This is a genomic window from Catenisphaera adipataccumulans (assembly GCF_014202755.1).
Lineage (GTDB): Bacteria > Bacillota_I > Bacilli_A > Erysipelotrichales > Erysipelotrichaceae > Catenisphaera > Catenisphaera adipataccumulans.
In genome coordinates this window covers 54,525-71,549 of the sequence record NZ_JACHHK010000009.1, presented here as the reverse complement: position 1 = coordinate 71,549, position 17,025 = coordinate 54,525, and the positions used below count along the sequence as shown (strand labels likewise).

Annotated in this window: 17 protein-coding genes; 1 reads left to right on the top strand and 16 read right to left on the bottom strand. The window is 46.7% G+C overall.

All coding sequences use genetic code 11. The annotated features are described in order from the left end of the window. From HNQ47_RS09530 to rsmG, 9 genes are all read right to left on the bottom strand, one after another. On the bottom strand, positions 1 to 649 hold a 649-nt coding region (locus HNQ47_RS09530), incomplete at its 3' end, for a cation:proton antiporter domain-containing protein (RefSeq protein WP_183329172.1). Continuing rightward, a complete protein-coding gene (locus HNQ47_RS09525) occupies positions 646 to 1,254 on the bottom strand; it encodes a TetR/AcrR family transcriptional regulator (RefSeq protein ID WP_183329171.1) in 609 nt (202 codons plus the stop codon). The genes HNQ47_RS09530 and HNQ47_RS09525, both read right to left, overlap by 4 nt. A gap of 63 nt (positions 1,255 to 1,317) precedes the next feature. After that, on the bottom strand, positions 1,318 to 3,114 hold the full coding sequence (locus HNQ47_RS09520) for a CocE/NonD family hydrolase (RefSeq protein ID WP_183329170.1): 1,797 nt from the start codon (positions 3,112 to 3,114) through the stop codon (positions 1,318 to 1,320). Positions 3,115 to 3,117: 3 nt separating this feature from the next. Further along, positions 3,118 to 4,389: an MFS transporter gene (locus HNQ47_RS09515; RefSeq protein ID WP_183329169.1), complete on the bottom strand. Its 1,272-nt coding sequence runs from the start codon at positions 4,387 to 4,389 to the stop codon at positions 3,118 to 3,120. After that, on the bottom strand, positions 4,386 to 5,714 hold the full coding sequence (locus HNQ47_RS09510) for an MFS transporter (RefSeq protein ID WP_183329168.1): 1,329 nt from the start codon (positions 5,712 to 5,714) through the stop codon (positions 4,386 to 4,388). The genes HNQ47_RS09515 and HNQ47_RS09510 overlap by 4 nt, the downstream gene beginning before the upstream one ends. Positions 5,715 to 5,810: 96 nt before the next feature. Next, positions 5,811 to 6,908, bottom strand: a complete 1,098-nt coding sequence (locus HNQ47_RS09505) for an Mbeg1-like protein (protein WP_183329167.1) — start codon at positions 6,906 to 6,908, stop codon at positions 5,811 to 5,813. A 74-nt stretch (positions 6,909 to 6,982) separates the two neighbouring features. Continuing rightward, positions 6,983 to 7,861, bottom strand: coding sequence for a ParB/RepB/Spo0J family partition protein (locus tag HNQ47_RS09500; RefSeq protein WP_183329166.1), 879 nt, complete (start codon positions 7,859 to 7,861; stop codon positions 6,983 to 6,985). A 4-nt stretch (positions 7,862 to 7,865) separates the two neighbouring features. Continuing rightward, positions 7,866 to 8,639 carry a ParA family protein gene (locus tag HNQ47_RS09495; RefSeq protein WP_183329165.1) on the bottom strand — a complete coding sequence of 258 codons (774 nt, stop codon included), beginning with the start codon at positions 8,637 to 8,639 and terminating at the stop codon, positions 7,866 to 7,868. 2 nt (positions 8,640 to 8,641) lie between these two features. Next, positions 8,642 to 9,322, bottom strand: a complete 681-nt coding sequence (gene rsmG / locus HNQ47_RS09490; protein WP_183329164.1) for a 16S rRNA (guanine(527)-N(7))-methyltransferase RsmG — start codon at positions 9,320 to 9,322, stop codon at positions 8,642 to 8,644. A gap of 121 nt (positions 9,323 to 9,443) precedes the next feature. Between rsmG and HNQ47_RS09485 the strand changes: the two genes are divergently transcribed. Then, entirely contained in the window at positions 9,444 to 10,091 is a 648-nt protein-coding gene (locus HNQ47_RS09485) for a GTP pyrophosphokinase (protein ID WP_183329163.1), read from the top strand. Between the two features lie 38 nt (positions 10,092 to 10,129). On the opposite strand, the gene HNQ47_RS09480 is transcribed toward HNQ47_RS09485, so the two are convergent. The 7 genes from HNQ47_RS09480 to HNQ47_RS09450 are packed head-to-tail and all read right to left on the bottom strand — an operon-like array spanning position 10,130 to position 17,005. Further along, on the bottom strand, positions 10,130 to 10,402 hold the full coding sequence (locus tag HNQ47_RS09480; RefSeq protein WP_183329162.1) for a DUF1905 domain-containing protein: 273 nt from the start codon (positions 10,400 to 10,402) through the stop codon (positions 10,130 to 10,132). Next, the gene (locus tag HNQ47_RS09475; protein WP_183329161.1) at positions 10,395 to 11,492 is read right to left on the bottom strand and encodes a CDP-glycerol glycerophosphotransferase family protein; all 1,098 of its coding nucleotides are present in this window, start codon (positions 11,490 to 11,492) and stop codon (positions 10,395 to 10,397) included. The genes HNQ47_RS09480 and HNQ47_RS09475 overlap by 8 nt, the downstream gene beginning before the upstream one ends. A 2-nt stretch (positions 11,493 to 11,494) precedes the next feature. Beyond that, entirely contained in the window at positions 11,495 to 12,709 is a 1,215-nt protein-coding gene (locus HNQ47_RS09470; protein ID WP_246346129.1) for a CDP-glycerol glycerophosphotransferase family protein, read from the bottom strand. 12 nt (positions 12,710 to 12,721) lie between these two features. After that, positions 12,722 to 14,938 (bottom strand): bifunctional glycosyltransferase/CDP-glycerol:glycerophosphate glycerophosphotransferase, encoded by a 2,217-nt coding sequence (locus HNQ47_RS09465; RefSeq protein WP_183329160.1) that lies wholly within the window; start codon positions 14,936 to 14,938, stop codon positions 12,722 to 12,724. A gap of 1 nt (position 14,939) precedes the next feature. Beyond that, positions 14,940 to 15,332, bottom strand: coding sequence for a glycerol-3-phosphate cytidylyltransferase (gene tagD / locus HNQ47_RS09460; protein ID WP_183329159.1), 393 nt, complete (start codon positions 15,330 to 15,332; stop codon positions 14,940 to 14,942). 12 nt (positions 15,333 to 15,344) lie between these two features. Beyond that, positions 15,345 to 16,166 (bottom strand): ABC transporter ATP-binding protein, encoded by an 822-nt coding sequence (locus HNQ47_RS09455; RefSeq protein WP_183329158.1) that lies wholly within the window; start codon positions 16,164 to 16,166, stop codon positions 15,345 to 15,347. A gap of 8 nt (positions 16,167 to 16,174) precedes the next feature. Next, a complete protein-coding gene (locus HNQ47_RS09450; RefSeq protein WP_183329157.1) occupies positions 16,175 to 17,005 on the bottom strand; it encodes an ABC transporter permease in 831 nt (276 codons plus the stop codon). Positions 17,006 to 17,025: the final 20 nt, after the last annotated feature.

The following is a 17,025-nucleotide window of genomic DNA, read 5'->3' as shown; positions in this document are numbered from 1 at the left end:
CCGGAACCTGACGCAGAAGCCGGGCACACGGAATGCCGACCACGATTCCCAGTATGATCGGCAGAAAGATCATGACCGGGATCACAGCCAGCAGCGCAGCACCGCCCTGTCCGCTGACCTGCGCAGTTGCCACGGCATTGACCGAGAAGAACACCACAATGCCGACGACATCATCCAAGATGGTCATCGGGATCAAAGTATCGGTCACCGGGCCGCTGGTATGAAACTCACGGACAATGGACAAAGCCGGGGCCGGTGCGGTCGCCAAGGCAATGCCGCCGAAAATGAACCCGACGTAGATCGGCATATTCAAATGAACGCAGATCAAAGAAAACGCCAGCGAAACGACCACAAATGTCGAAAGGGACTGCCACAACGTGGTGACGATCAGTTCCCGGCCGTATCGTTTCAGCCGTTTCCAGATCAACTCACTGCCCAGCATCACGCCGAAGGAAACCTGCATCCACTGAATAATTGCTTTATAGACGCCGTCATCGATCAACGTCTGCGGCATCAGGTTCAGTCCGTGCGGTCCCAGCAGCATGCCGCAGATCAGCCAGCCTAAGATCGCCGGCAGCTTAATTCTCCGTACCAGTTCACCGGCACCGAATGCCAGCGCCAACATTAACACCCAACGTATATAGATCATGATTTTCTTTCTCCTTCCGCAATGCCATATAAAATGTAATCGGCAATCTGATGGATCGCCTGTTCATGCGCGGCCAGCCGTTCTGACCACGATACATCATGAAATTTTCCGCTCGTAAAATAACTATTGAACATCTCCTGCATCATGGAAAGATACGTTTCAGCCGATGCTGCTGAAACCCCTGCACGTAAAGTAACAGACTGAAGAATACGGGCGGTCATTTGTTCATTATATTGATGAAACGGTTTCAGCAGTTCCTCTACTTCTTTCCGGCAGTCAGCCGGCGGATCGAGCAGTGCTTCAAAGAAGATCCGGCTTTCTTCCGGATAGGTCCGGATGAAATACAAACGTACATCCAGATACTGCTGAATATCGGCCGGCGGATCCTGCGCCAAACAATGCATCATTTGTTCGCAGCTGGCCTGCAGACAGGCAAGATAGAGCTGTTTTTTATTGCCGAAATGATGATAAATCAAGCCTTTGTTGATGCCGGAGCGACAGACTGCATTCAATGCACCGGATTGATAGCCGACGCGGCCGAACTCTGTGATCGCGGCCCGCAGTATCTTATTTTTTGTTTCTTTGGTTCGTTCTGCCTGTTTCATCGTTGATATCATACAACTAATTGACCGTTCGGTCAATTTTTTATTCTTAAAAAGGCTTCTGGATCACCGGAAGCCTTTTTCGATCGGAACCATACAATGAATGCTGTCCTGTTTGACCGTGACTGTACATTCGGTCAACGGGATCTGCGTACACTGGGCATCCATCCCATAAAGGATCAGCGCCAGGCGATGTCCTTTGCGGACCATATAGTCCATCGGAATCAGATCCAGCGTATATGTGTAATATGCATTGATCTTCAATTCTTGTTTACAATAATCATTTTCCCGATTCTGCGCGTTCATCCAGCCGCGGGTGATCACCCCATATGGTGCGTGTACTTTTTTGAATTCATAGTGGCTGTATTCATCCCCATCGGCTTCGCCGTTCAACCGGTCATCTTCCCCAAGATCCGCCAACATGGCGCTGAGGATGGCAGTTGGCTGATCTAGTTTTGCTTCGAATGTCAGCTTGATCGTTCCGGAGATCCGCCGGTTTTCCGGTAACGGCTCACTCAGAAAGCGCAGTTTATTGGCTGAATCGGATAAAACCAGTTCATCGAGCCACGCCTGCGGTTTCGGATCTTGCGGATCAAAACAGCTGTTTTTCCAACCGTCGGTAAAGGATGCTTCCCCCTCGGCATCGATCGGGAATGCAGCTCGCGACTCTATAACCGGCCACTGCCGGAATGTTTCCCAGACTTTCTGATCCAGGTTATTTTCAATGATGACCGCGTCTTCTTTCTCAACGCCATTGTCAGCCCCTTTCAAATAATGATCCAGCCAACGGTCGATCAATTCGACCGTGTGCGCACCTTCCAGGAAATACGTATAGATATGTGCCCCGCGGTGCAGATACAATTTGGATTCGATCCCGCGGGCCTGCAGACCTGTAAACAAATCAACGGCCTGCTTCGGTTTCACGTTCCAGTCATTCAGTCCTTGAATGATCAAAGCGCTGGCCTTGAAAGAATCCAGCTGATTTAAATAATTGCGCTCATCCCAGAATCGGTTATAGTTGGCCGATTCACGGTCAATGTGACGTTTGAACCAGGTCTGGCTCTTTTCAAATTCTGGTTTGATCTGTTTTAAGTCTTCCGGATCGTACGTGCGGGAAAAACAATACTTTGCCAGGATATCGATATCATCGCCCTGCCAGCCTAAAGCCGGCAGATTCAGACCATGCATCCGATAATATTCATACCAATTGCTGATGCCGGCCTCCGGAATGATGGTTTCCAGCCCTTTTACACCCGTAGCACCGACCCCGATGCACATGGTGCCTAAATAAGAACGTGCCGACATAGCGACCTTTCCGGTACACCAGTCTGCCCTGATCTCGATGTTGTCCGTTAGATTCGTAAATGCCCGGCAGCGGCCGTTGAGCCAGTCGATGACCGAACGGAAAGCCAGGATCTCTTCCCGGGAGCCGCTCAATGTTATACCTTGAGAGCCACGCGTTCCTAAGCCGGCGCTGAACACGGAAGCATAACCGCGTTCCAATAAATGATCATACAGCGGCGAAATACATTCAATATCGGTGTAATCCGGGGTGATATTGGTTTTCGCGAAACCGGCGGTCTGCCGCGGTTTCTGCGGCTGAACCGTTCGGGATACACTGAAATCAAAGGTGATGTCCGCTTTGGTAATGGACTGCTGCGGAAAAGCCTGCACATCTTTGTGCACATCATACAAATCGTACCAATCTTCGTTGCAGTGCATCATGTACGGATTGGCCACAAAGACAGCCGGCACTTTTCCGGACTTCGGCCGTTTGATCAGCACGCGGATCAAATCCAGCATGCCGTCATGATCCGTATCCACCGGGGTCTCGACCCAGACTTGTTCAAAAATATATTCCACGATTTATCCCTGCTGTACGACGTGTTTTTTCAAATACCGTTTCCAAACCACAACGAAGACGGCGCCCAGCAGCAGCATGACGATCAAGAATCCGAAGAATTTCAAATAGCCGTCATAGCCTGGGTTATTGTCGACCAGCACACCGGCGATCAACGAAACAAAGATCTCCGGTAAATAACCAATCGTTGAAATAATACCGGCTGCTGTACCGGCGTATTCTTCCGGCAGCGAACCTTCGTCCATCATGGCCCAGGTCTGCGCATAGTTGACATTATAGAACACGTAAATAATGATAAATAATACCGTAAAGGCAGCGATGCTTCCTTTATTCTGCGGCAACATCAAGATAGCACCAGTACCCAGCGCCATCACCAAGAAAGAAACCAAAAGCGCGTTGCCGGTACCGAATTTATCGGTCACAAAACCGCCGCCGATGTTGCCGGCCAGTGAGAACCAACGTTTCAAGGCCGCCAGCGTTGCCGCAAACGTGACCGAAGCGCCGAGGATACCCGTCGCATACGGGGTGAAATAATACAAAGACAACGTAAATACATAGTTGCAGAATGTTACGAATGAAATGATCCATACCGCCGGCATCTTGATGACCTTGCCGATACCTTTGAATGTCACCCGGTCACTGCTGGTGATGTTATCGTCGTCATGAACCAGCAGGAACGCGGCAATGCCCATGGCAATCGTCAATACAGAATAGAAAATAATGACATATCGCATTCCTCTGGCTTCATCATTCATGGAACCAATACCAACGCGGAAAGCCGCAACAGCGCCCATGGCCATCAGCGCCGCCGCAATACCGCGGCCGCCTTCAAAGAAACCGAACGCCTTGCCTTGATCACCCGATCCGGACAGAATGCGGACCGCCTTCACGCAGGCCGGCCAGAATGCAAACAAGGAAGAAACGCCCCAGAAAGCATACAGGCAGCACAGCTGAATAAAATTCAGCGGCAGCAGATGGACAAAACCGCCCAGTCCGGTACCGATCAATGACAGCGTCAAGATCATCCGGGTCGAAAAACGGTCTGCTACGACCCCGCCGAACAGATACGAAATCATTCCGAAGACACCCAGGATGCTGCCGAACCAGCCCATCTGTGTGTTCGTCAGATGATACGTCGATAAATACACGTCATAATAATCAAAACGGAAATAAGGCAATCCGTAAATGATCGCCCCTCCGAACGCGACGATGATGATGGCCCAGAAGTTCCGCGTCATCTTCTCGCCAAAGCCGAGTTTCGCCATGAACTTTTTCATACTTCTTCTCCTTCACTTTCATGTTTATTGAATTTTCGCAAACCGATCCAGAGCACTACAGCCGCTAGTACATAGCAGACCGCTGCATAGTAATAAGCCGTCTGATAACCGGATTGTTCCGTAAATAAGAAATTACCTGTAAACAAACCGCTTAAAATGCTGACAATGCCGCTGGCAAAATTTACGATGGCCGTATAAATCGGCCTTAGTTCCGTATCATGGATCACATCCATCGAAACTGCACTGTCCGCCGGTGAGCTTAAGTTTGCCAGACCGGCGCGCATAAAGAGCGCAAAACCGACGATCGGCACCATCAACGAACCAAAGGACTGCCCATTTGCGATCATCAACATAAACGGAATGCAGCCGATGACCGTAAATACAATAGTCCCCACTTTGCCGAATTTCTTCACGGCACGCGGTGTAAAAAACATAAAAACCACGATCGCAATGTAGGAAATCGACACCATCAACGATGAGGTCGCCTTATCAATATGCAGATTTCGGTTCAGGAACACCGTATAATACGGCGTAAATAATCCCATTCCGAAACTAATTAACATCCAGTAGAGCAGATAAAACCGGGCGCCCCGATTGAGCAGGACCTTGCCGGATAACTGCAGTTTTTCTTTAAATGGAATGACTTCTTTGTTTTCCTTTTGATAATCAGATTTCTCTTCCTTGATCAGTAACACCGGAATGATCGAAGCCAAGGTGATGATCCCAACTGCCAGCAGCACAACACGATTGGCAGACATATACGATTGATACATCGGTGCGGACATCTTGGTGATATAGCGTGTGGCTTCTTGTGCGGCACCGTACGAGATATGTGCGATCACCGAAAAAGCCCGGACCACAAAGTATCCGCCCAGATACGTCGCCGCAAAATAGCCGATGTATCCCATATAATATGTCCGGGTATACCAATAGATTTCTTTTTCGCCCATGTCCTTGGTATAGGCTGCGACATATGGTGCTAACATCACAAAATGCAGCTGTACACCGGTCAGTGCCAGCACCGTTGCCAGATAAAGCAAGGTCTGACTGACAGCGCCGTTCTGGACGACGCAAAAAAAAGCCGCGGCCGTACCCAGTGAACAGAACATCAGCAGTTTTTTATAACCGATTTTCGGCACGGCCAATAAAAACAACGCTGCTACAAACGTCGCATAGCCATAAAAAGCCCAGAAAGACGTTGCGATCTGCGGCGAGACATCCTGCAGATAGTTCACATAAGTATCGTATAAGACACCGCTGGCAAGATTATTGATGACATAACTAATAATAAATAAGATAATATTCCGCTTTTTTCGCTTCTCCATAACATCTATTCCCAAATAATATGTAAATTTTACCCCTTTATAGTTCAAATTTCCATAAAATGTCGTAAATTATACATTTGTGCTGTTTGGGACATTTTATCCGGTGATCTTCCGCCGCAGTTCGTCGACCAGCGTCCTGCGTCCAGAATCCGCCAGCTGCATCAAGAAATTAAAAAACATCTGACGCTGTTCTTTCGGCATGTTCCCCAATGTCTTCATGACATTGCCGATCGACTGGACTTTATGCGCATTGAAATCCGTCAAGGTCGACGTCTCTTCAAAGAATGAAAACAACGCGTCGCAAAAAGCCTTGCGCTGCTGGGCATCAAACTTAGCCACCCAAGTACGCATGGTCTGATCAAAAAACAAGCTCATTGCCGTACGGTTTTCGGCCCGGTCGAAATGATCGCGCATGACCTGCCAGGACATCGCATCGTGCTGCATCACACCGCGTTCGGTGCTTTTGACGATCGTGTTCTCCAGATTGTTGGAAAGCAGGACACCGATCACAGCTTCTTCCGGGATCACGCTGATCACTTTGGGCAGCAAGGCTTGATACGCTTCCGTCTGCGTGATCTCGTCGATGAAACCTGGCGCATCGAAAGAAAAAATATAACGCACCGGGATCGACGGATCACAGAAAGCGCCGGCATAAATGGCGAAATTGCCGCCTTTTGAATGACCGCCCATATCGATGGTGACATGCTTTTTCCCGGAAAAGTGTTCGTTCACATACTGCAGCGCGGCCTTCTGTCCGGGTGTCTCCGACAAATAACTTAGATTAAAGTCTTCCCGCCAGCCGACAAAGGTATCATCGGTCCCGCGGAAAGACACATATGCATGGGTATCATCGATCCAGATCGTCACCGCCGACATTTGAGCTTCTTTTTGTTCATTGACCTGATTGACATAATCGGACAAACAAATGTTTCGGTAACGATCGGAATGGGCTGCCTTTTCCATCAGAAAAGGTGCCTGCTTGTAGAATGTCGTACGGGCTTTCAGTTCCTCCCGGGTATGCAGCGCAAAATAATCCGTGCACACTTCCTGAAGCGTGCGTTTTGGTCCGGCCAGAACACCGTCGAAATCCACATACGATAAGTAGGCGAAAATCAATTGATCGATTTCATTCCACGGACTGACCACGGCACTCAAGTCGCCGCGCCAGTCAACATAGTCCATCATATTCGGCATAGCCCTATTATACACGAAATGAACATTTCGGCCAGTTATCTTCTTTTCCCGAAGAAAACAAATAAAAAGCCGGATTAATTCTCCGGCTCAATTAATTTCAGCAGCTCCAGCATGCGGTTGAGATCTTCTTCGTTTTCATAATGGATCGATACTGCATGTTCCGTGATCCGGACCGGTGTCTGGAAGTATTCTTCCAGCTTGCGGCGGGCATCTTTCACGAAGATGCTTTCCTGAAATTTTGGTTTTTCCTCTTTTTTCTTTGTCTGATCTTTGACCAGCTGTTCTACCTTACGTACCGAAAGTCCTTCATCGGCCGCCCGATGGGCAATCTGGCGCATACGATCTTCATCTTTCAGTCCTAACAGGGCACGGGCATGTCCCATGCTTAATTGTTTATCAATGACCATCTGCTGGACATCTTCCGGCAGTTTCAATAAACGCAGGGTATTGGTGATGTGTTCACGGGATTTACCGACGCGGCGGGCCAGCTGTTCCTGCGTATAGTTCAGACGTTTGATCAGTTGTTCATACGCTTTGGCCTCTTCAATGATATTCAGATCCTCTCGCTGGATGTTCTCCAACAAGGCGATCTCCATCATCTGCTGATCATCGAAATCTACGACGATCGCCGGGATATACGTCTTGCCGGCTTGCTTGGACGCACGAAGGCGGCGTTCGCCGGTTACCAATTCATACCCTTGAATCGATTTCTTGACCAAGATCGGTGTGAATACCCCGTGCTGGCGGATCGATTCGCTCAATTCCTTCAATGCTTCCGGTTCAAAAACTTTACGCGGCTGATAAGGGTTCGGGCGGATCTCATCCACCGGGATCTGCAGCTGTTCGCGCTGGTCCTCGCCATTTTGAATATCTTCCAACATTCTTGAGACATCTTGTCCAAAGATAGAATTCAATCCTCGTCCTAAACGGGAATTGTCTTTGGCATCATCCATGATTTCATCCCCTTTCGTTTCGTTTCAGAAACTCTTCGGTCAACGCACGATACGCCTTGGCACCGATGCATGCATTGTCATATTCGAAGATCGACTGACTGCGGCTGGGCGCCTCGGATAATCGGACATTGCGCGGGATCGCAGTCTGGTACACTTGTTTACGGAAATTCTGCCGTACTTCCTGCGATACCTCTACACTTAATTTCGTCCGAACATCGAACATTGTCAATAAGATTCCTTCGATTTTCAAATCTGGTTTATACGTTTTCTGCACCAGCCGGATCGTCAAAAACAATTGTGTGACACCTTCCAGGGCATAATACTCACACTGCACCGGAATCAGCACGCTGTCCGCTGCGGTCAGCGCATTGGTGGTCAGCAGTCCCAAAGACGGCGGACAGTCGATAATGATATAGTCATAATCGTCTTTTACTTGATCCAGCTGATTTTTCAGCAGCCGTTCCTTGCCGTTATCAATTTTATCCATGACCAGTTCGGCACCGGCCAAACTGATATTGGACGGCAGAATGTCCAAGTCCGGGTGCTTTTTATGTACGATCGAACGACGAATATCCTGCTCTTCTAAAATAACGGAATACACATTTTCCCCATGGATCTCATCCAGCCGCAGCAGACCGTGGGTCGCATTGGCCTGCGGATCAAAATCTACGATCAGTACTTTTTTGCCTTTGTAGGATAAGCAGCTGCTTAAATTGATCGCGGTCGTCGTCTTGCCGACGCCGCCTTTTTGATTCGTAATTGCGATAACTTTTCCCATCTTTATTCTCCTAACGGTTTTTTCTTCATTTGTCCGTAGTTCCGCGGATATTTTTTTGGCGTTGATCTCACTTTACGGAAATAGAAATTCAAATGTTCCGCATCCTCGATCGTGACTGCCTTTTCCTGTTCTAGTTTCATTCCCAGGATCTTCATTGCCTGAGAAGCCTGATCCAATTCAATATTTCCATTTCGCCCTTTTAAAGCGATCATCAATCCATCAACTTTTAACAGCGGCGCACATAGCTCCATCAACAGCGTCATCCGGGCAACGGCCCGCGCTGACACATAATCGAAGCTCTCCCGCCGCTCTTTGACAAAATCTTCTGCCCGCGCACAGACGATTTCAACCGGTACACTGCATTGTGTTTTAACTTCTTCCAAGAAACGGCATCGTTTATGGTTCGGCTCAAGCAGCGTGACCTGCAGCTGCGGATAGACGATCGCTGCCGGGATGCCCGGGAAACCGGCACCGGATCCAACATCGCATAAGGTGCCCGCCGGCAGATCGACAAACGGCATGACCGAATCATAAAAATGTTTTTCCCAGATTTCTTCTTCATCGGTGATCGCAGTCAAGTTCATCTTCTGATTCCATGAACATAACAACTGTTGATATATTTCGAACTGCTCCTGCTGGCGTTCGTTGATATTTAACTTTTGGATAAATGCTTCTTTTTTCATATGCTTCATTATATCATACTCTTTCTTCTTCGACGGTTTTATCATATTCGTAAATATGACATTTATTATGTCGTTTTATTCAAGCTAAAAGTGTGTTATAGTCACTTTGGAGGAATAAATCATGGACCAATATGATCAGATTGCCGATCAGCTGCAGTCGCTGCCGTATCGGCAATTAATGACGTATTATCGCTGCGCTCTGCGGGAAGTAGAAACCAAGTTCAGAGTGCTTGATGATCAGTTTTCTTTGTTTTATGACCGGAATCCGATCGAATCCATCGAATGCCGCATCAAATCACAATCCAGTATTTATCATAAATTAAAAAAGCGGAATCTGCCGTTCACACTGGAATCCTTGGAAAATAATATCTTTGACATCGCCGGGATCCGGGTCATCAGTTCGTTCAGTGACGATATTTATATGCTTGCGGGCACCTTGCTCAAACAGGACGACATCCGTCTGGTCGAGCGCAAAGACTACATTAAAAACCCGAAACCAAACGGCTATCGGAGCCTGCATTTGATCGTGGAAGTGCCGATCTTCCTGGCAAATGAAAAGAAGTGGATGAAAGTTGAAGTCCAGTTCCGCACCATTGCGATGGATCTGTGGGCCAGCCTGGAACACAAACTGCGTTATAAAAAAGATCTGCCGCAGTCCCGTCTGGATGAAATCAGCCAGGATTTATTGGATTGTGCCGATCTCTGTGCACAGTTAGATGAAAAGATGGGAAAATTAAAACGGACCGAGAATCAGCCCGTCATCGAATAGGATCGCAGTGCGGTCCTTTTTATAAAAAGATCAGGGAATCATTCCCTGATCTTTACTTTTACATGAACTTGATCACCGATCTCTTTATGAAGCGTCTGCCGGATCGCTTTGCGGATCCCCAAAATATAACAAATGGTGCCGTCTTCATTTTTTACTCCCATATTGACAATACTGCCGTCATACGGAATGCCTTCAAATTCGGCATGCACCTTGATGCGCCCTTTGCCGAACTCCCGGCGGATATCCCAGGGGAAGATCACATAAGCACCGCCGCGGTCCGCGCCCTTGATCACCGCATCAAACTCATACATACGGCATTTTCTCCTGCATGATCTGATCGATGCAGAATACGACCCGCTGGGTATTTTGGCCGTCTGTAAAGAACATGTATTTTTTACGGAACTGTTGGTTTTTCTGCGGATCAAAAGACTTCAGATCACTTAGCGCATCGATGATTTCCGCTTCATTTTTGCATACCATTCCTGGAAATTCCGTGAAATCGACGTTCAGACCGATCGTCTGTTTGTATTCTTCTAAATCGGAAACATACGCAAACCACGGCTTATCCAGCAGGGAATAATCAAAAATCACAGAACTGTAATCGGAAATCATACAGTCGCTGACCTGCATCAGCTGATACAGATCTTCATTGTTGACATTGATGGCGGTCGGACTGTCGATCTGCACATCGCCGAGCAGCGGATGAAACTTATACAAGATGATCCAGTCCGGCAGAGCCTGCTGGACTTTGGCAATATCAAACGAATTGACCTTCATTCCATCGACAAAGTTGCCGCGGAAGGTCGGCGCGTACAGGCACAATTTCTTTCCGGCACACTGTGGATATTTGCGATAAAATTCATCCGTTTTTGTGCGGTATAAAAGATCGGTACGCGGCATGCCCGTCACCAGGACATGATCTTCCGGTACATCAAACGAACGGCTGTATACGGCTTTCCAATAGGGCGCACTGCAGATCACGTAATCATAGTTGGCGATCGGATAACGGCGTTTGATCTCGTTACCGAATTTTTTCACCGCTCCGCATGCATGCCAGATCTGCAGCACTTTACAATGTTTCGGTTTATACGTACTGATCACAAAATTGTTGTCGTTGAGGATCACCAGTTTGGATTTCTTATATTCCACCAGCTGATGCAGACAATTCAGAAAATAGTTCCATTGTGCCTTCAGGCTGTTGGTCTTCATCAAGATCAAATTCTGATGAATATCATATTTCTGTTCCTGCTTCAGCAGATCATAAATCAGCTTAAAATCACCGGTCATCTTCTCTTCCTGCAAAGAGACAAAAGTGATCCGGTCCTCCTGCGGCCGCACATAGAACGTCAGCAGATCGACGATCCGTAAAGCGATCGACAAGATGATCTTCTGCAGTCCCATGATCAGTCTTCCTTTCCGAAGACAATATCAATGACACGTTCACTGGCTTTGCCGTCCTGCCATACATTGAACTGTTTATTGAATCGATCCAGCCGGTCATAATCGTATTTACCGGCTTTGATGTCGGCCAGCAGTGTATCTTCGTCTTCGATGATATCTCCCGGCATGGTTTCATAAATATCAAAATAGAAACCGCGCAGTTCATCGGCATATTCTTTTAAATCAAACATGTAGAAATACATCGGCCTGCGTAAGTTCGCATAATCAAAGAACACGCTGGAATAATCGGTGACCAGCACATCGCTGATGACATAGAGATCATTAATATCGGCATTCGCATCGATGTTGATGATGAAATCCTGCAAAGTCGGATCGTTTTCAAATCGGTTGATGATCAAATAATGCGGCTTGAAAATGACGATGTATTCATCGCCCAGCACCTGTTTCCATTTGCGGAAGTCCGCTTTCAGTTCGAATGTATAGCCGCGGGTGTTATAGGAATTGTCCCGCCAAGTCGGCGCATACAAAATGACTTTTTTATAGCCTGGAATATTGTATTTTTGTTTCAAGTCAATGATTTCCTGTTTTGTGATATTGGTCAGGAAATCGTTCCGCGGATAACCGGTTTTGATCAGCCGCTCCGGTTCGATGCGGAACGCGGTCTGGAACACTTCAAAACTGAACGGATTCGGCGCGATCATATAGTTGTATTTTTTTACATCGTTGTCATAGGTGTCCGTCATTTGTTTTCGGGACATGCCGCTGCGGTAGAACGTCTGATTTTCGGTCTCCACAATATCATAGGCCAGACGCTTCAGCGGTGTGCCGTGCCAGGTCTGCAGATAAACCTGATCCGGTTTTTTCTGAATATAGCCCGGCAGCTTGCAGTTGACGATCCAGTACTTGGCTTTGCACATATAGTAAAAATACGTCAACGAATTGTACCGAATCACCTGACTGCGTTCGATCGATGTCTTGGTGTTTTTCAGCGCCCAAACCAAATGGTAGTTATCAAAACGCGGCTGTTTAAGCATTTCGATATGAATATATTTCGGGTTGCACGTATAACCGCGGCCATGGAACGCAATAAAGATGACAGTATGATCATCGGTCTTCACGCACTTGAGCATCACCTTATAGACGACTTTAAAACAACGAATGGCCATTCGTTTCGCATGCCGTATCATATTCTGTTTCCAAGTCTTTTTACTTTCCATGGCTTTACTTCCTTACTCTTTTCCTAACAGCGCTTTGGCTACATGCTCGCTGGCATGGCCGTCATCATAACAGCAGAACCGATTATAGAATTCTTCATATCGGTCGTGATACTGCTCATTGATTTCATCAATGTGCTTGACAGCGTCAGCCACTTCTTCGGTCGTATACAACAGCGGTCCCGGCACTTCGGTCTCCATATCGATATAGAATCCGCGCAGCTGATTCTTGTATTTATCAAAATCATAGACATAGAACAAGATCGGCCGCTTTAAATTTGCATAATCAAAGAAGACGCTGGAATAATCTGTGATGCAGATGTCGCTGATCAAATACAGCTCACTGATATCATCATAATCACAGACATTATATACAAAATCTTCATAACCTGTAATATCAATGTGTTCGGCAACATAATGATGCGTCCGCAGCAGGATCACATAATCATCGGACAGTTCCCGGCGCATCGTTTCCAGATTCAATGCCAATTCGAAACCATACTGTCCTTTGGCAATGACTTCATCATCCCGCCAGGTCGGTGCATATAAGATGGTCTTTTTATCTGCCGGGATCTTCAGTTGTTTTCGGATCCTTGCAGCAATTTCCTCCTTATTCGGCGCATAGAGAATATCGTTGCGCGGATATCCGTATTCCAGCATCCTTCCCTCATACATGAAACATGAACGGAAGGTCTTGGTGCTGAACGGATTGGCACTGACCAAAAAATCCCAGTCCTGGCGCTGTTTATAGAACTGCTGCTTGTATTTTGGAGAAGCACTTGTCACTTCTGCCTGATCAAACACCAGACGCTTCAGCGGCGTGCCGTGCCAGGTTTCCAAGAAGACCTGGCCTTCGCGTTTGCGGTACCACAGCGGCGGCCGTACATTAAATACTAAGTATTTTGCGACCGCAAGATAATAAGCATACTGGAAGGAAAAACGACGGACGGTCTTGGCACCGTAAGGTACCTTATAGCCGTCATTGATTGCCCAGACACAAGTATATTCCGGATAATTTTTCGCAATGTATTCAAAAATATATTTTGGACTGTCCGAATAGTTCTTGGCCATAAAGGTTTCAAATAAAATGACCTTCGGCTGGATATCTTTTTTCAGATACGAGTGATAATAGGCCAGTTTATACGCTGTGTTCCGGTTATGGAGCATGCTTTTGAGTTTCTTTTTCCCGAACTTCCAGCGAATGGCTTTCTGAACGCCGTTGATATCCCCTTTCAGCAGGGCACGGACCAAACGCGTATTCTGACGGCCCAATGCATCCAGTACAGCTGGCTGGGTATCTTCCACATACGGAATCAACATATTGAAATACTCGTTCCGCCATTTATCATCTTCCGAACGGCGGATCCGCTTGGTCATGACGTTCGTAAAATAATGGATCAGTTTCATATCCAGAAAATAACGAACATGGCCTTCCGGATTCAATAACGTACGCGTATAGGCAACGGCCTTCAGACGTTCTTCAAACCGGTCATCGCTATCCTCCTGGCGCAGAGCTGGATAATTGATCGGATCATTGTGTTTCCGTTTGACATAGATCGCATCCTGCACCTGTACAGCACTTTCAACATGTTCCAATACCGGGCACATGAAGGTCATATTGCTGTAATAACGGAAATCTTCACAAAAACGGATATTGTATCGATCCAAGAACGATTTCTTGTATAAATTGCCTAAGACAGTAAAATTGCGGATGCCTTTTCGGTTCCGCAGCAGGAAATAAATCGCCATTTCCTGTTCCAGGTTCGCATCTTCCGGCAGAGTGGACTGATATTGTGCGATGCGTTCCTGCCGGCGCTCTTCCTTTTCTTCGATGTCTTCCTGTTCTTCTTCTTTTTTCGCTTTTTTCTCTAAAAAATTGGCTTTATTGTTCCAGGTATTATTGACAATACCATAGACCAGATCCTGCCCGTCAGCAGCCTGCCAAAGTTTTTCCAATGTGTTATTCAATACATAGTCATCTGCATCCATAAAATAGATATATTCGCCGGATGCCGCCTCGATGCCGGTATTACGTGCGGCAGCGACACCGCTGCCATGACTGTCAATAACTTTGATTCCTTCCCGCAAAGCCGGTAATTCCTCGGTCACATGATCCGTTACTAAAAGGACTTCTTCATCCTGATAAGTGCTCTCATTCAGTGAAGTCAGACATTCTTTTAAATAGTTCGGATATTGTGAATACGGAATAACAATACTGATCTTCGGTTTCATATTACTTGTTCTTCAGATCTTCTTTCAGCTGCGTAGAACTGATGCCCTCGGTCCGCGGCAGATAAACCACTTCACAATAATCTTTCAGGAAATCAAATTTGCCTTTCCAGTCATCACCCATGACAAAAACATCTACATTGTATTTCTGCACATCTTTGATCTTCTGATCCCAGCTGTCTTCCGGAATGACCTTGTCAACATAACGAATGGCTTCAACGATCGCCATCCGGTCCTTATCGGGAATCTGACACTTCTTATGTTTTTCTTCCCAGTTGAAACGATCCGTACTGACGGCCACGATCAAATAATCGCCCAGTGCTTTTGCCCGTTTTAACAAGTTCAGATGGCCGATGTGAAATAAATCATAAGTTCCATACGTAATTACAGTTTTCATTCTTGACACCTCTCATCTATGAAAAAGTCTGTGCTTCGGTTTAGGCTCAATTAACCGTTTTTCAAACTTTTTTTCCAAAAACTCTTTTTTCTGTTTCTTCGTCATCGCATTCATGAAATCGACATATTCTGCATAATCATCGCAGACTTTGTCGATATCATCGATTTCGATCAGACGGCCGCCTTCGATCCACATGCCTGTCCGGCAGAACTCACGAACCTGCGGCAGAGAATGCGAAATGAAAAAGATCGTCTTGCCTTCTTCATCCCGAAGTTTCATCATTCGATCCATACATTTTTTCGCAAATCCTTTATCGCCGACCGACAGTGCTTCATCGACAATAAAAATATCCGGATTTAATGCCAGTGAAATGGAAAATCCCAAACGGGATTTCATACCGCTGGAATACTTTTTGACCGGCTGATACAGGAAATCGCCCAATTCCGCAAAATCAATGACATCGTTGGTGATCTCTTCGATGCGTTTTTTCCGCAGACCCATCAGGGCCCCTTTGGCATCGATATTTTCCAAACCGGTCAGCTGCATCTGCAGGCCGGTCTGAATGGCAATCAACGCCTGTTCACCGTTGATCTGCATCGTTCCTTCGTTGATCTCGGAAATTCCCGACAGCAGCAAAGACAGCGTCGATTTTCCCGAACCGTTGGTTCCCAATATTCCGACGACCTCACCTTTTTTCGTCTTAAATGAAACATCTTTCAGCGCATAGAATTCTTTTTTATCTGTGCGGTGCTGATTATCTTTATTTCGAAGGGTATAAATCTTCGAGATATGATCACAGATGACCGCATATTCGCTATCTACTTTCTTTGCCATACGACCTCCTAAATCATATCGATAAATTTCTTCTTGAACTTATACATCAAAGCACAGCCAATAATGAAGATCACCAAGACCAGACACCAGAAATACAGCGTGATGACTGGATGGTTCAGCACACTGCGGCCGTAGAATACCGCATCACGATATCCCTGGATAATATAATAGACTGGATTGGCTTTGACCAATTTATTCAGCAGAGAATGAAACGGAACATGGCTTTTAAACTCGCAGGTCCATAAGATCGGCGAAAAATACATCAGCATCCGCATGATCGAAGTGATGAATTTCTTAACATCCCGCCATAACATCGTCAATACCGACAGCACCAGACCGATGGCTTCCGCCAGCATAAAGGCGCAGAACATATAATAAAGGATCCACAGCCAATTCCAATTGGGATAATAGCCGCAGAGCATCAATGTCACAATGGTGATGATCATCATGATCCAGTGATTGAACAATTCTTTTAAACAAACGGTTGCCGGTAAGACCGACACCGGAAATTTCATCTTCGTAATGACGTTGGTCTTCGAAAAAACCGCGCTGCAGCCTTCTGTGATACAAGGCCGGATATACCACCAGCACGCAAAACCAACCACCAGCCACGGCAGATAGGAAACCGTAATGCCGCGGTACGTTACCGCATTCCGGCCCCAGGCAATACCAAAGACCAGCCAATACGTAAAGACCTGAATGGCCGGCGAAGCGAAATTCCAGAAGATGCCGAATTTCGAATCGCGCATATCCCCTAACAATTCATACTTGGAAATACTATAGATCCGGTATAAATTGGATAAGTTTTCTTTCAGGACATAGGTTACACTTTTCAGCATAATTTTCTCCCTTCAATGTT

What these genes read in the sequence shown, in the direction of transcription:
- HNQ47_RS09525 (WP_183329171.1), bottom strand. Translation starts at nt 1,254, where the DNA reads ATGAAACAGGCAGAACGAACCAAAGAAACAAAAAATAAGATACTGCGG.
- HNQ47_RS09515 (WP_183329169.1), bottom strand. Translation starts at nt 4,389, where the DNA reads ATGAAAAAGTTCATGGCGAAACTCGGCTTTGGCGAGAAGATGACGCGG.
- HNQ47_RS09510 (WP_183329168.1), bottom strand. Translation starts at nt 5,714, where the DNA reads ATGGAGAAGCGAAAAAAGCGGAATATTATCTTATTTATTATTAGTTAT.
- HNQ47_RS09505 (WP_183329167.1), bottom strand. Translation starts at nt 6,908, where the DNA reads ATGCCGAATATGATGGACTATGTTGACTGGCGCGGCGACTTGAGTGCC.
- HNQ47_RS09500 (WP_183329166.1), bottom strand. Translation starts at nt 7,861, where the DNA reads ATGGATGATGCCAAAGACAATTCCCGTTTAGGACGAGGATTGAATTCT.
- HNQ47_RS09495 (WP_183329165.1), bottom strand. Translation starts at nt 8,639, where the DNA reads ATGGGAAAAGTTATCGCAATTACGAATCAAAAAGGCGGCGTCGGCAAG.
- rsmG (WP_183329164.1), bottom strand. Translation starts at nt 9,322, where the DNA reads ATGAAAAAAGAAGCATTTATCCAAAAGTTAAATATCAACGAACGCCAG.
- HNQ47_RS09485 (WP_183329163.1), top strand. Translation starts at nt 9,444, where the DNA reads ATGGACCAATATGATCAGATTGCCGATCAGCTGCAGTCGCTGCCGTAT.
- HNQ47_RS09480 (WP_183329162.1), bottom strand. Translation starts at nt 10,402, where the DNA reads ATGTATGAGTTTGATGCGGTGATCAAGGGCGCGGACCGCGGCGGTGCT.
- HNQ47_RS09475 (WP_183329161.1), bottom strand. Translation starts at nt 11,492, where the DNA reads ATGGGACTGCAGAAGATCATCTTGTCGATCGCTTTACGGATCGTCGAT.
- HNQ47_RS09470 (WP_246346129.1), bottom strand. Translation starts at nt 12,709, where the DNA reads ATGGAAAGTAAAAAGACTTGGAAACAGAATATGATACGGCATGCGAAA.
- HNQ47_RS09465 (WP_183329160.1), bottom strand. Translation starts at nt 14,938, where the DNA reads ATGAAACCGAAGATCAGTATTGTTATTCCGTATTCACAATATCCGAAC.
- tagD (WP_183329159.1), bottom strand. Translation starts at nt 15,332, where the DNA reads ATGAAAACTGTAATTACGTATGGAACTTATGATTTATTTCACATCGGC.
- HNQ47_RS09455 (WP_183329158.1), bottom strand. Translation starts at nt 16,166, where the DNA reads ATGGCAAAGAAAGTAGATAGCGAATATGCGGTCATCTGTGATCATATC.
- HNQ47_RS09450 (WP_183329157.1), bottom strand. Translation starts at nt 17,005, where the DNA reads ATGCTGAAAAGTGTAACCTATGTCCTGAAAGAAAACTTATCCAATTTA.